At 65.1% G+C, this 14,029-nt stretch carries 10 protein-coding genes; 8 read left to right on the top strand and 2 right to left on the bottom strand.

Going from position 1 to position 14,029, the window contains the following annotated elements:
* Nucleotides 1-47 precede the first annotated feature (47 nt).
* From acs (ATJ93_RS04295) to ATJ93_RS04270, 6 genes are all read left to right on the top strand, one after another.
* Nucleotides 48-2,024 (top strand): acetate--CoA ligase, encoded by a 1,977-nt coding sequence (acs, locus tag ATJ93_RS04295; RefSeq protein ID WP_120243368.1) that lies wholly within the window; start codon nucleotides 48-50, stop codon nucleotides 2,022-2,024.
* A 138-nt stretch (nucleotides 2,025-2,162) separates the two neighbouring features.
* Nucleotides 2,163-4,523, top strand: coding sequence for a bacterio-opsin activator domain-containing protein (locus ATJ93_RS04290; RefSeq protein WP_120243367.1), 2,361 nt, complete (start codon nucleotides 2,163-2,165; stop codon nucleotides 4,521-4,523).
* A gap of 316 nt (nucleotides 4,524-4,839) precedes the next feature.
* Nucleotides 4,840-6,816, top strand: a complete 1,977-nt coding sequence (gene acs, locus ATJ93_RS04285; protein WP_120243366.1) for an acetate--CoA ligase — start codon at nucleotides 4,840-4,842, stop codon at nucleotides 6,814-6,816.
* 56 nt (nucleotides 6,817-6,872) lie between these two features.
* Nucleotides 6,873-7,343, top strand: coding sequence for a DUF4212 domain-containing protein (locus ATJ93_RS04280; protein ID WP_394338791.1), 471 nt, complete (start codon nucleotides 6,873-6,875; stop codon nucleotides 7,341-7,343).
* Entirely contained in the window at nucleotides 7,340-9,031 is a 1,692-nt protein-coding gene (locus ATJ93_RS04275) for a VC_2705 family sodium/solute symporter (RefSeq protein ID WP_120243365.1), read from the top strand. The genes ATJ93_RS04280 and ATJ93_RS04275 overlap by 4 nt, the downstream gene beginning before the upstream one ends.
* A 4-nt stretch (nucleotides 9,032-9,035) precedes the next feature.
* Nucleotides 9,036-9,488, top strand: coding sequence for a universal stress protein (locus tag ATJ93_RS04270; RefSeq protein ID WP_120243364.1), 453 nt, complete (start codon nucleotides 9,036-9,038; stop codon nucleotides 9,486-9,488).
* Nucleotides 9,489-10,276: 788 nt separating this feature from the next.
* Here ATJ93_RS04270 and ATJ93_RS04265 read toward each other — a convergent pair.
* Together ATJ93_RS04265 and ATJ93_RS04260 are read right to left on the bottom strand one after the other, a co-directional pair.
* The gene (locus ATJ93_RS04265) at nucleotides 10,277-10,498 is read right to left on the bottom strand and encodes a hypothetical protein (protein ID WP_120243363.1); all 222 of its coding nucleotides are present in this window, start codon (nucleotides 10,496-10,498) and stop codon (nucleotides 10,277-10,279) included.
* Nucleotides 10,499-10,662: 164 nt separating this feature from the next.
* A complete protein-coding gene (locus tag ATJ93_RS04260) occupies nucleotides 10,663-11,139 on the bottom strand; it encodes a cupin domain-containing protein (RefSeq protein WP_120243362.1) in 477 nt (158 codons plus the stop codon).
* A 152-nt stretch (nucleotides 11,140-11,291) separates the two neighbouring features.
* On the opposite strand from ATJ93_RS04260, the gene ATJ93_RS04255 reads away from it, so the two are divergent.
* Both ATJ93_RS04255 and ATJ93_RS04250 read left to right on the top strand, forming a co-directional pair.
* Nucleotides 11,292-11,912, top strand: a complete 621-nt coding sequence (locus ATJ93_RS04255) for a tRNA (cytidine(56)-2'-O)-methyltransferase (protein WP_120243361.1) — start codon at nucleotides 11,292-11,294, stop codon at nucleotides 11,910-11,912.
* Nucleotides 11,913-12,082: 170 nt separating this feature from the next.
* A complete protein-coding gene (locus ATJ93_RS04250) occupies nucleotides 12,083-14,014 on the top strand; it encodes a hypothetical protein (protein WP_120243360.1) in 1,932 nt (643 codons plus the stop codon).
* The last annotated feature ends 15 nt before the right edge of the window (nucleotides 14,015-14,029 follow it).

The following is a 14,029-nucleotide window of genomic DNA, read 5'->3' as shown; positions in this document are numbered from 1 at the left end:
TCGATTCGGAGGAACGTTTATTCCGCTGACCGACTTCGGTTCGAAACATGGTCGATCGGAACGGGTGGGGACGGGATCGGCCCGTCCCGACCGGGTCGCCTCGGAGCCCTCCCGACTGGTTCGCCCAGCAGGCGAACGTCACGGACGGGGGGATCTACGAGACGTTCGAGCGAGACTGGCCGGACTGCTGGGAGCGGGCGGCCGATCTCCTCTCCTGGGACGAGGCGTACGACACCGTCCTGAACGACGGGAACGCCCCCTTTTACGAGTGGTTCGCCGGCGGGAAACTGAACGCCGCCTACAACTGCGTCGACCGTCACCTCGAGGCGGGCCGGAAGAACCACGTCGCGATCCGCTGGGAGGGGAAACACGGCGAGCGCGAGACCTACACCTACCGGGACCTGTACGTCGAGGTCAACGAGTTCGCCGCGGCGCTGCGCGGGTTGGGCGTCGAAGAGGACGACGTGGTAACGATCTACCTCCCGATGATCCCCGCGTTGCCGATCGCGATGTTGGCCTGTGCCCGGATCGGCGCGCCCCACAGCGTCGTCTTCGCCGGACTCTCGGCCGACGCACTGGCGACGCGGATGGACGCCGCCGAGAGCGAGTACCTGATCACCTGCGACGGCTACTACCGGCGGGGCGACGCCTTCAACCAGAAGAGCAAGGCCGACAACGCCCGCCTCTCGGTCGATCGAGACGTCGAGACGGTCGTCGTCGACCGCCTCGGGGACGACCTCCCCCACGTGCTCGGCGACGACGAGCGGGACTACCACGACCTCTGTCGGGAGTACGCCGGCGAAACCGTCGAACCGGTCTCTCGAGACGCCGAGGACATGCTGTTTCTCATGTACACGTCGGGGACGACGGGCGAGCCGAAGGGCGTCGTCCACACGACCGGCGGCTACCTCGCGCACGTCGCGTGGACGAGCCACGCCGTCCTGGACATCACGCCCGAGGACACCTACTGGTGTGCGGCCGACATCGGCTGGATCACCGGCCACTCCTACATCGTCTACGGCCCGCTCGCGCTGGGGACGACGACGGTGATGTACGAGGGCACCCCGGACTATCCCGACCGCGACCGGCTGTGGGAAATCGTCGACCGGAACGCGGTGGACGTCTTCTACACGGCGCCGACGGCGATCCGCGCGTTCATGAAGTGGGGGTCGGACTACCCCGACCGGCACGACCTCTCGTCGCTGCGCCTGCTGGGGTCCGTCGGCGAGCCGATCAGTCCCCGGCCGTGGAACTGGTACCGCGAGCACATCGGCCGCGGCGACTGTCCGGTCGTCGACACCTGGTGGCAGACCGAGACGGGCGCGGTGATCGTCTCGACGCTGCCGGGCATCGACGAGATGAAACCCGGCGCGGCCGGCCCCGGACTCCCCGGGATCGACGTCGCGGTCGTCGACGAAGCGGGCGACCCGGTCGAACCCGGCCAGGCCGGCTACCTCACCATCGGCCGCCCGTGGCCCGGTATGGCGCGGACGCTGTACGACGGCGACGACCGCTTCCGCTCGGAGTACTGGGACCGGTTCTCCGACCCCGACCGCGACGAGTGGGTCTACTTCAGCGGCGACGCCGCCGCGATCGACGAGGACGGCTACATCACGGTGCTCGGCCGCATCGACGACGTGATCAACGTCTCCGGGCGGCGCCTGAGCACGATGGAGATCGAGAGCGCGATCACCGACGTCAGCGGCGTCGCCGAGGCCGCGGTCGTCGGCCGCTCGAGCGAGGTCAACGGCACCGATATCTACGCCTACGTGAGCACGGCGGGCGGCCACGATCCGGACGCCAGGGTTCGACAACGGATCGTCGACAGCATCGAGTCGACGATCGGGCCGATCGCGAAACCGAGCGAAATCGTCTTCACGCCCGAACTGCCCAAGACGCGCTCGGGCAAGATCATGCGCCGACTGCTCGAGGACATCGCGAACGGCGAGGATCTCGGCGATACGAGTTCGCTGCGGAACCCGGAGATCGTCGGCGAGATTCAGGCAGAGAGCGGCTCCGAGTGAATTCCGTTTCGCAGATTCTACAGAAACGAAATAGCGTCGGGTTGTACGATTGCGATTTTCACGAGAAGTGCTCGAGAACGGCGACGAGAGACGACACAATTATGTTCGCGACGCCGGAACAAGCGAAACAAGCGAAACATGAGTCAGTTGGGGGCCGACTCGCCGGTGCTCTCCCGGCGGCAGTACGAGGCGCTGCTCGACGCCGCGGAGACGTATCGGGAGGCGCTCGTCGTTCGCCTCTGTGGCGACGTCGGTCTCCGTCCCGCGGAGTTAGCGGAGCTTACGGTCGACGACGTCGAGCAGGTGCGGATCGACCCGCCGCGGTATCTCGTGCGCGTGCCCGCGATCGACGACCGCGACCGCCGAGTCGCCTACCTGCCGACCCACGTCGAGCGGGAGCTTCGGCGGTACGCAAAGAGTAACGGGCTCTCGACCGACGACCGGATCTTCTCGGTCACGCCGCGGCGACTCCAGATGCTCGTCTCGGAGGTCGCCGATCGAGCGAGCGATCTGGTCGACGATCCCGCGCTCGAGGACGTCTCCTCGAGCGACCTCCGCCGGTATTTCGCCCGACGGGCGCTGGTCGATCACGACGTCAACCCCCGTGCCGTCAAGGCCGCCGGCGGCTGGCGGAGTTTCGAGGCCCTCGAGCCCTATCTCGCCGAGCCGACGGAGGCGGAGCTCGTCGACGCCTTCGAGACCGTCGAACGGCCGTCGGGACCGCGCGACGGGCGTTCCGAGGACGGCACCGGTCCCGTGATCGGCGACGACAGCGTCATTCGGCTGCTACTGGCCGCCAGCGACCGGTACGCTCTCGTTCGGCTGGACGAGGACGGCTACGTCGAGCGCTGGAACCGCAGCGCCGCCGCGATGTTCGGTTACCGAGCCGGCGAGATCGTCGGCACCCACGTCTCGACGTTCTACCCGGACGAGGCCGTCGAGGACGGCGTTCCCGAGCGGGTGCTATCGGCCGCTCTCGAGGAATCGGGCTACGAGGACGGCGGCTGGCGGGTCCACAAGGACGGCACCCGGTTCCGCGCGACCGAGGTGATTACGCCGCTGCGGGACGACCGCGGCCGCCACCGCGGGTTCGCCGTCTTCTTCCGCGACATTTCGGCCTATCACGAGGAACTCGAGTCGGTCCGGGGCGAGCGAGACGCCCTCGAGCGCCGCGCGGCGATCGCCCGTCGACACCGCGACCTGACGCGTGCGCTGCTGGATGCGACCGACCACGAGACCGTCGAGACCACGACCTGCGAGACGCTCGTCGACGGGCCCGCCTACGCGTTCGCCTGGATCGATCGGCCGACGGTCGGCGATCGACCGCCGGCCGGACAGGATCGGCCCCGGAAGTGGCGCGTCTCGAGCGGTATCGACCCCGCCGACGTCGACCGACTGCATCCGGACGAGGGGAGCCAGCGACCGGCGACTGGCGAACAGCCTGCTGTTGACCCGCCAATGGAACCCGCGACGCTCGATCCGAACGCACCGGAGTCGGCGGAGGGGGCAGCCGGTGAACCGTCCCAGGTCGCAGGGGATGACGGAGCCGCAGCCACGGTGACGGTCGACACCGACGTCAGGGCAGACATCGACGGCACGGCGTTCGACGGGGCGATCGCTCGCGTCCCCCTCGCGTACGGCGACACCGTCTACGGAACGCTCGCGGTCGCGACCGAGCGCCCGGACGCGTTCGACGACGAAGAGCGGGCGTGGCTCGAGACGATCGGCCGGCTGGTCGGCTACGTCATCACCGCCGTTCGGCGCCGGAACCTGCTGCTATCCGACCGCGTCGTGGAGATCGAGATCGCCTGCCGGGACGACCGTTCGTTCTTCGTCGACGCCTCGAAGCAACTCGGCTGCCGGTTCGAACTCGACTCGCTCGTCCCCGTCTCGGAGTCGACGCACCTCTACTACCTGGATCTCGAGGGCGCGTCGCCCGCCGCGGTCTTCGAACTCGCCGAAGCGGATCCGGGGATCGCCGACTGGCGCTTGGTCGAGACTCGGCCGAACGGCGGTCGCCTCGAGTTCGTCGTCGAAGGATCGGCGCCGACGCTGACGCTCACCGAGTACGGCGTGACCGTCCGCGAGGCGGTCGTCGAGGACGGAACGGCGACGATCACCGGCGAGTGCGCGGCCGACGCCGACCTCCGGACGATCCTCGACGGGCTCCGCGCGACGTACCCGGACAGCGAACTCGTCGGCAAGCGCGAGGCCGAACGCACGGTCCAGACCGCCCGGCAGTTCCGCGAGGGACTCGAGGATCGACTGACCGACCGCCAGGAGGCGACCCTGCGGGCGGCGTACTTCGGCGGCTACTACGATTGGCCCCGCGAGAGCACGGCCGAGGAGATCGCCGACGCGATGGGCGTCTCCTCGCCGACGCTGCACAATCACCTCCGGAAGGCCCAGCACGAACTGCTGCGGACGTTCTTCGACGATCCGTCGGAGGGCCAGCGCCGAGAGGGCGACGAGGCGAGTGCGGAAGCCGGCGCCGAGTGACGAGTCGCCAACCCGATCCAGCGACCCGTCCCGAGGGGTGACCCTACGCACCTAGAATGCCCCTACTATCTATAATCTAATACTAACTCTCTAGGGTGGGCATCGAATCACCGCCGTAGACCGCGATGAGCGTCCCGAATCCCGCCACCGTCTCGTTCTCGTCGCTCGCTAGTCCGGCCGTTCGTATCACTACGGTCGATTGTTTCACGCGTTGGGATGACGGAATCACGGTCGCGAGTCGCTCGGCCCGGCGATCGATTTTGTACAACTAGAGGCTGCTTTTAGTATCATGGTTGTGCATTGATTGTGTTGTACCATGTCACAGGAGGAAGTCAGTCTCGAGGCGCGACTCGAGGAGCAAGAGGCGTTCGAGCCCCCCGAGTCGTTCGTCGAGCAGGCGAACGTCGCCGATCCGTCGATATACGAGGAGTTCGAGGAGAACTGGCCGGAGTGTTGGGAGCGCGCGGCCGACCTGCTGTCCTGGGAGGAGGAGTACGACACCGTCCTCGAGGACGGCGACGCGCCGTTCTACGAATGGTTCACCGGCGGGGAGTTGAACGCGTCGTACAACTGTCTCGATCGCCACGTAGAGGACGGCGCGAAGAACCGCGCGGCGATCAAGTGGGAGGGCGAACTGGGGGAGACTCGCACCTACACCTACGGCGAACTGCTGAACGAAGTCGAGGCGTTCGCCGCGACGCTGCGGGATCTCGGCGTCGAGGAGGACGACGTCGTCACCCTCTACATGCCGATGATCCCGGAGCTGCCGGTCGCGATGCTCGCCTGCGCTCGCATCGGCGCGCCCCACAGCGTCGTCTTCGCTGGCTTCTCCGCAGACGCACTCGCGACGCGGATGAACGCCGCGGACAGCGAGTATCTGGTCACCTGTGACGGCTACTACCGCCGCGGTGACGCCCTCGATCACATCTCGAAGGCCAACGAGGGCCTCGAGGGTGTCGAGCACGAGGTCTCCGACGTCGTGGTCGTCGACCGACTCGGCGACGCGCTCAGCCACTCGCTGGGCGACAACCAGCACGACTACGACGAACTCGTCGAAGAACACGAGGGCGCGTCGGTCGACCCCGTCTCTCGAGACGCCGAGGACATGCTGTTCCTCATGTACACCTCGGGGACGACGGGCGAACCGAAGGGTGTCAAGCACACGACCGGCGGCTACCTCGCGTATACGGCCTGGACCAGCCACTCGGTGCTGGACATCAAACCCGAGGACACCTACTGGTGTTCGGCGGACATCGGCTGGATTACCGGCCACTCCTACATCGTCTACGGCCCGCTCGCGCTGGGCACGACGACGATGATGTACGAGGGGACGCCGGATTACCCAGAGAAGGACCGCCTGTGGGAGATCGTCGAGAAGAACCGCGTCGACGTGTTCTACACGGCGCCGACGGCGATCCGCGCGTTCATGAAGTGGGGCTCGCAGTACCCCGAAGAACACGACCTCTCCTCGCTGCGGCTGCTGGGAACCGTGGGCGAGCCGATCAACCCGCGGGCGTGGAAGTGGTACTACAAGCACATCGGCGACGAGGAGTGTCCGATCGTCGACACCTGGTGGCAAACCGAGACCGGCGGCATGATGATCACGACGCTGCCGGCGATCAACACCATGAAACCCGGCTCCGCCGGACCGCCGCTGCCGGGTATCAGCGCCAAGGTCGTCGACGCCGAGGGCGAGGAGGTCAGCGCCGGGAAAGCCGGCTACGTCACGGTCGACAAACCGTGGCCCGGCATGCTCCGGACGCTTTACAAGAACGACGAGCGGTTCATAGAGGAGTACTGGGACGAGTACTCGGACGAGGAGGCCGACGAGTGGGTCTACTTCCCCGAGGACGGGGCGAAGATCGACGACGACGGCTACATCACCATCCTCGGCCGCGTCGACGACGTGATCAACGTCTCCGGCCACCGACTCGGCACCATGGAGATCGAGTCGGCGGTCGTCGGCGTCGAGGGCGTCGCCGAGGCCGCCGTCGTCGGCGGCGATCACGACGTCAAAGGCGAGGCGGTGTACGTCTACGCCATCCCCGAAGACGGCTACGAAGGCAACGACGAACTCGGGGAACGGGTCATCGAAGGCGTCGTCGACGCGATCGGGCCGATCGCCCGACCCGAAGAAGTGATTTTCACGCCCGAACTCCCCAAGACGCGCTCGGGCAAGATCATGCGTCGCCTCCTCGAGGACATCGCCAGCGGCAACGAACTCGGCGACACCTCGACGCTGCGCAACCCTGAGGTCGTCGACGACATCGAGGAACAGGTCGCCGGGGACTAATCGATCCCCATTAATTATTAATAATATACACGAGAAGACGATTCACGCACGATACTATGCCAGATAATAACTCACGCAACTCGACGGGAGATAAAGACGGCCGTTCGGAGGGGTCTCGCAACCTCGAGACGGACGGCGGGGTGGCCGGACAGCACGGCCAGGCCCATCGAAACACCGACTACCTCAGTCAGGAGGTCAACCTGCTCAAGCCGAGCACGCCGTTCATGCGCGATCATCTGCGCATCGTTTGGACCGGCTTCGCCATCTGGGTGCTCGCCGTCTGGGGCCCGGTAACGCTGACGTACCTGGCCACGGACGCGATGACGACCCAGATGCCGGTGCTCGGTTTCCCGCTGCATTACTTCCTGGTCGCGTTCGGCGCGCCGACGAGCGCGCTGATCCTGTCGTTCTGGTACTCGCGCAAGCGGGACGCGTTAGACGAGAAGTACGGCATCGACCACGCGACCGTCGAGACGACCGAGCGCGGCGGCGGTGCGACGGCCGCTGACGGAGGTGCCGACGAATGACGGGAATTCCGCCCGTTCCACTCCAGGAGAGTCTCCTGCCGGAGTCGCTCGACATCTCGTTCAAGCTGCTCCCGGCCATCCTGGTCGTCTCGATGCTGGGACTGTTCCTCGCGATCGGGTTCGTTTTCCGCGTGGCCGACACCGAAAACATGTGGGTCGCCGGCCGCTCGATCGGGAACGTCGAGAACGGGATGGCGATCGGCGCCAACTGGATGTCCGCGGCGTCGTACCTCGGCATGGCAGCCTCCATCGCACTGGCCGGTTTCTACGGGCTGGTGTACGTCGTCGGCTGGACGACGGGGTACTTCATCCTGCTGATCTTCATGGCCGCGCAACTGCGCCGGTTCGGGAAGTACACCGCGCCGGACTTCGTCGGCGACCGCTTCAACTCCGACGGCGCGCGCGCCATCGCGGCGATCACGACCTTCCTCATCGGCTTCGTCTACGCCATCGGGCAGGCGAAGGGGATGGCGCTGGTCGGCCTGTACATCTTCGGCGACTACGGCGGCCTCATTCCCGGCCTCGACGGCTATCAGGTGATGGTCGTCGCCATGATGATCATCACCGTCGGCTACCTGACGCTGTCGGGCATGCTGGGCGCCACGAAGAACCAGGCGGTCCAGTACACGATCCTCATCATCGCGTTCGTCGCCGGGCTGTACGCCGTCGGCTGGACGCAGGGCTACTCGACGGTCCTGCCCCAACTCGAGTACGGCATGTTGATCGACAGTCTCGGAAGCGAGTTCAGCGAACCGTTCGCGACCTCGAGTTACTACCTGTGGGTCGCGACGACGTTCTCGCTGATCGTCGGGACCTGCGGACTGCCCCACGTGCTGGTGCGGTTCTACACGGTCGAGAGCGAACGAACGGCCCGCTGGTCGACGGTCTGGGGGCTGTTCTTCATCTGCATCCTGTACTGGAGCGCGCCGGCGTTCGCGGCGTTCGGGACGAGCCTCTACTCGGAGAACGTCCGCGCGACGTACGGCGATCCCGGTATGGCCAGTGCAGCCAGTGAGGTCATCGTCGTGCTGGCGGCCCAGCTGGCGGAACTGCCCCAGTGGTTCGTCGGCCTCGTCGCCGCCGGCGGTATCGCGGCGGCGATCGCGACGATCGCCGGATTGTTCATCGCCGGCTCCTCGGCGATCAGCCACGACATCTACACGAACATCATCAACGAGGACGCGACGCAGCGCCAGCAGATCCTCGTCGGCCGCCTCTCGATCGTCGCGCTGGGCGCGCTGACCACGCTGGCCGCACTCGACCCCGCGTCGTCGATCGCCGCGCTCGTCGGCTACGCGTTCGCGCTGGCCGGCTCCGTGCTGTTCCCGATGTTCTTCCTCGGCATGTGGTGGGAGAACGCCAACCGCGAAGGTGCGCTGGCCGGCATGACCACCGGGCTGGTCATGTGGTCCATCCCGATGATCAACGAGATCGTCCCGACGTACATGTCCTCGCTCGAGGCGCCGCTGTCGGCGGGACTGGCCCAGTGGATGCCGGCTATCGGATCGGCGCTGATCACGCTGCCGGTCGTCTTCATCGTCACCATCGCGGTCTCGCTGGTGACCGACGAGCCGGACATGGAGACCAAGCGGGTCGTCCGCCAGTGTCACAGCCCCGAGCCGATGCGACAGCAACAGACCGCCGAAGACGTCGTGACCGACGGGGGCGAGACCCCCGCGGACGACTGAAACCATGTACGAGAAAATACTCGTTCCGACTGACGGCAGTGAGACGTCCAAGGCGGCGATCGATCACGCGATCGACCTCGCCGAGAAATACGAAGCCGGGCTCCACGCCCTGTACGTGGTCGATACCGATTCGATGAGCCTCACCCTCGGCGGTGAACAGCTCGATCGCATCGAGCAGGGACGCTTCGGCGAGATGGACGAGGTCCGCGAGCGCGCCGAGCGAGCCACCGGCTACGTAGCTGATCGTGCGGCCGAACGGGGACTCGATACCGTCGAGCACATCTCGGCGGGACGGCCCCACTCCCAGATTGCCGACTACGTCGACGACAACGGGATCGACCTCGTCGTCATGGGATCGCACGGGCGCACCGGCGTCCGCCGGGCGTTGCTCGGTAGCGTTACCGAGCGTACGCTCCGGTCGGTCCGCGTGCCGGTCCTGGTCATCGACGAGGACTGAGCCGCGTCGGCGCTCGAGACGCCGTTTTTGTTTAGGAAATATGTGGCAGAATTAGCGGTTTTGTTTTAGGACAGGTGGCGTTTTATATTGTATGTGATCGTAGTGTTACGTGGTGTTGTAAGTGATCGCCATAAAAATATTCGCAGTTCTTGTCCTCTTGCTCTTGGTAAGTGGTACGGGCGCTGCCGTAGAAGACCAAGCAAGAGTTTGTACTGAGGTTTGTGTGAACCCATCAGGTTCGAGTCCGAACGCTGCACAAGACCTCTGTCTCCCCACTGAGATGGCTCAAACGTTCGTTGAACGGAATCCACACGCCTACTTCGGGAGTTGCTGACGATACCAGCATTTGTATTTTTATAAGTATATTTACCGAACAGCTAGTTCAGCACAAATCGGTTGAAAGTGATGACAAGCTGTTGCATCCATACTCTATCCCCCGTGTGCGAAACTTCGCAGCTAATATTACTCTACTTCGTTATAGAACCGCCATGAAAGTCCATCAAGCGCCCGGTGGCGAGAACTAAACCACACCGACCGCTGGAAATATCTCTATCTCTCGTACCACCATCCACATCCAATACTATTTTAATTGACACTCGGAACGATATGTACGTTCCCCATACTGTGTGATTAGCCTCTCCATCGAATAGACATTGATTCGTTCCGTATTCGCGCCCCGTATTCAGCACGGCTTCGACAACCCGTCACCAATTAGGGATTTCAACGTGGCCTATCGAGACGAATTACAGGCGCGGAGAACGGTAGCAGTACCGAACCGACGCTCGATCCTACTGCTTCTGGCGTTCGGTCGCGAGTTCGAAGTTCCAGACGAAGCCGAAGTACGCGACGATGCCGGCGAGCATGAGCATGTAGTACACCAGCGTCGGCGGGCCGAGGAGGAAATTGATGGTCTCGACGATCGTCACCCAGACGACGGCGAAGGCCAGATCCGTCAGGATTCCCCACCGCTCCTCGCGGGCCGTTTGAAGCCACTCGCGAGCGCCAGTCATGGCTCGCTCACCCGTTCCCGTTCTCGTTCCCGTATCCGTCCCCTGCGTGCGGCTACCACGGCGATCATTGTGCGACTATCTCGCACGCACCGGAAAAAGCCTATCGGCGCGCTCGAGCAACCGTCCGTCGCTGTATCGTGATTGACCCCACCGGACGGCGCCAGCTACGCGTCCCAGTAGGGCACGTCGTCGTCCATCTCGTAGTAGCCCTCGAGCGATCGCTCGTCCCGGCCGCCGGGCGGCGAACCGACGAAGACGCCGAGCTTGTTCAGCTCCGGGTAGACGGTCACGTCGGGTTCGTTCATCGTCGAAATCGCCAGGTAGCGCAGCGGTTCCGCGCCGTCGTTGACGACGCGGTGGCCGCCGCTTTCGTCGGCGGGGAGGGTCACGTAGTCGCCCGCCGTCAGCGAAACGGGACCGTCCTCGGTTCGTAACTGGCCGTCGCCGGCCAATACGTACAGCGCCTCCTCATTGGCGGTGTGGTAGTGGTAGGGCCACGAGCGCATGCCCGGCGGCAGTTCGTAGCAACTGCAGCCCAACTCGTCGGCGTCGACGGCGCTCGAGAGTTCCTTCCGGCGGAACGTCGTCTCCTCGCGGTCGTACGTTTTCCACTCGAGGTCGCGTTCGTTGATTTTCTCCATGAGGGAGTGTGCTATCTGCGAACAAATAACGGTACTCGAGCGATCGAGCGTACTGCTCGGTCGGATCACGATACGCGATCAGCGTGTCGGCGTCGTCAGCGCACGACCGCGAAAACGAAACCCCCTAACCGCGCCCGGGAGTGGGTACGAGCATGCACGACGAACCCGACGTCGCCGTCCTCCGGCTCGGCCACCGGCCCGGGCGCGACGACAGGATGACGACCCACGTCGGCCTCACGGCCCGCGCGCTGGGGGCCGATCGGGTCTGGTTCCCCGACAACGCCGGCCAGTCGCTCGAGACCGTCGCGGACATCACCGACCGCTTCGGCGGCCCCTTCGAGGCCGAACTGACTGACTCGCCGAAGGCGCTCATCCGCAACTGGGAGGGACGAGTCGTTCACCTCACGATGTACGGCGAGCGCGTGCAGGACGTCGAAGACGAGATTCGAGCGGCCCACTCGAGCGGTGGGGAGGGCGAGGCCGACGATGGGGACGAGAGCAAGGGAGCGGACGAGGACACCGGCGGGGGCGAGCCGCTGCTAATCGTCGTCGGGTCCGAAAAAGTTCCATTCGACGTCTACGAGGAGGCCGACTGGAACGTCGGCGTCACGAACCAGCCCCACTCCGAAGTGGCCGGCCTCGCCGTCTTCCTCGACCGGCTGTTCGAGGGCCGCGAACTCGAACAGGAGTGGGAAGGCGCCGACCGCACGGTGATCCCGATGGAGACGGGCAAGCGCGTCGAGTCGGCGGAAGCGGAAGACGCGTCCGAATAGTCGACTCGTCGGTCTCGCTCGCCGTTTTCGGTCCGGACCGCCCTCGCATCGCGCCAGCGGCATGCTCGTCGGCAACTACTCATCAGCGCCGATAGCCACGGAACGATTATTTTCATCGTCTGTCAACCATGCAAACGTTCCTGTACTAGAGTGGAATAGCTGGTCGTATTGTGACAGCGGACGACGATTTCACTCGACGAAAATACCTGCAATTGGCCGCGATCGGCGGCACCAGCGCAGCGATCGCGGGGTGTAGCGCCTTCAGTAGGGGCCAGGAGACGCAGAACGCCTCGGAGTCGACGGACGAACCGCCGGCGGTGGACGTCCCGGCACTCCGGCTGGAAACTGCCGACTTCGCCTCCGTCCGGCAGTTTTCCAACCGGAACTACGAGCGAATGCACGCCTATCGAAAGCGCCAAGCGATCGAGACGCTGCTGGCCGATCCGGCGGTCAACGACATCGTCAGCGACTGGGTCGGCGGGTTCGAAGCGTACGAAGTCCTCACGAACCACTTGGAGACGATCAGTCTCCAGGGGCCGACGGACATGACCGTTCAAGTGGACGGGTTTCCCGACGGCGAGGAAGCCCAGTTCGACGTGACCGCGAAGAACCGACAAACCGTCTACGGCCTCATCGACCGCCGTCGCGACGAGATCGTCGCGCTCCAGATCACCGATCCCCAGGACATCGAGTGGACGGTGACTCAGACGCCCGGCCAGATGGTGATCGGTCAGGCGATCCTCAACCACGAGGTGGTCCGCGACGCCTTCGGCGACGTGAGCGAGCGGGACTGGTACCCCTCGTGGAAGGGCGCAACCGGGGGATACACCGGGCTCGGCCAGGGGGATCTCCAGCACGGCCACGGCGGCACCGCGGTCCTGCACGTAAAGGACGGCGACGAAGTGCGGATAATTAGCGCGTTTATCGACGGGTCGGACCCCGAAAACCCCGAGATCATCGAGGCCGCGGTGCTCGACCACGCCGTGGAGTTTCCGCCGTACGAACTCGCCGCGTCCATCGAGCCGGCATCGGAATCGGTACTCGAGGCCGTCCCGGACGTGCCGACCGAACAGCGGCCGTACTACACGGCCAACGAGGGGTACCACCGGATCGAACCGCCGTCGGAGTCGTTCGAACAGGACGGATGGGAGATCGAGTGGACGCCCGCCGACACCCAGGGGGTAACCGTCGCGGCGTCGTTTCAGGGGAGTCCGGTGTTCGAGGCGATGGACACGCCGTACACGTTCACGGGGTACTACCTACCGCCGCGGGAGGGGCGGAACACGCGAGAGTGGTACTTCCCGGACGACGACACGGTGTTCAGCGGCGATCTCCTCTTCTGGGACATCCACTCGTCGAACCCGGGCGGCCCGGGGATGCTCGCGAAACTCGACTTCCCGGCTCGCGACGAGACGCCGACCGGGTTCCAACTCAAGAGCCACTTCCACTCGAGCGCGATCGGCCAGGAGAGCATCGACTTCCACTCGGGGTTCCGCTTCGGGCCGTACAACTACGATCTCGCGTACGAGTTCTACTCGGACGGCGTCCTGTTGCCGGTGTTCCGACGTGCCGGCCCGGGATTCGTCACGCAGTTCGTTCAGAAGGTCGAAGAATCCGCCGAGTCGTACGGCGAGAACGGCTCCTACGAGGAGCCGGTCGTCCAACACTACACGTCGGCCAAGGCCATCGACATCACGCCCGGCACCACGGACGGCGTCGCGATAGAACTCTTCGACGGAGACGAGTGGACGACCCCCGAATCGGAGTTCTACCTCGAGGGCGAGCCGGGGATGATCGCCCGGTTCAGTAATCCCGACGGGACGGAAACGATCGATATCCCCCTCCGAGACGATCTGGAGCTCGTCGTCGTCAGACGGGACGAGTCGGAGATCGGACCGGGCGAGTATCAGGCCCAACGGCTGTACGACGAGGGGATCCCCTCCCGCCACTATCACCCGGCGCAGTACGTCGACGACCAGCCGATCCAGGGTGAACGAGTCATCGTGTGGCTCCTCATGATCGGTGCGATCGGTGAGATGCCCCACCCGTCGGGAACGTCGAACTTCGTCACGAAAGGGCGGATAGAGCTCTCCGGATACTAACCGTCTGAGATGACC

The sequence above is a fragment of the Halopiger aswanensis genome, from assembly GCF_003610195.1.
GTDB lineage: Archaea > Halobacteriota > Halobacteria > Halobacteriales > Natrialbaceae > Halopiger > Halopiger aswanensis.
Note: the sequence above shows the minus strand (reverse complement) of the source record. Positions and strands in the feature narration are given on the sequence as shown.

Excerpts from the sequence above, each read along its gene's own strand:
- ATJ93_RS04275 (WP_120243365.1), top strand. The coding sequence starts at position 7,340 with ATGACGGGAATTCCGCCCGTTCCACTCCAGGAGAGTCTCCTGCCGGAG.
- ATJ93_RS04290 (WP_120243367.1), top strand. The coding sequence starts at position 2,163 with ATGAGTCAGTTGGGGGCCGACTCGCCGGTGCTCTCCCGGCGGCAGTAC.
- acs (WP_120243368.1), top strand. The coding sequence starts at position 48 with ATGGTCGATCGGAACGGGTGGGGACGGGATCGGCCCGTCCCGACCGGG.
- ATJ93_RS04270 (WP_120243364.1), top strand. The coding sequence starts at position 9,036 with ATGTACGAGAAAATACTCGTTCCGACTGACGGCAGTGAGACGTCCAAG.
- ATJ93_RS04265 (WP_120243363.1), bottom strand. The coding sequence starts at position 10,498 with ATGACTGGCGCTCGCGAGTGGCTTCAAACGGCCCGCGAGGAGCGGTGG.
- ATJ93_RS04255 (WP_120243361.1), top strand. The coding sequence starts at position 11,292 with ATGCACGACGAACCCGACGTCGCCGTCCTCCGGCTCGGCCACCGGCCC.
- acs (WP_120243366.1), top strand. The coding sequence starts at position 4,840 with ATGTCACAGGAGGAAGTCAGTCTCGAGGCGCGACTCGAGGAGCAAGAG.
- ATJ93_RS04280 (WP_394338791.1), top strand. The coding sequence starts at position 6,873 with ATGCCAGATAATAACTCACGCAACTCGACGGGAGATAAAGACGGCCGT.
- ATJ93_RS04260 (WP_120243362.1), bottom strand. The coding sequence starts at position 11,139 with ATGGAGAAAATCAACGAACGCGACCTCGAGTGGAAAACGTACGACCGC.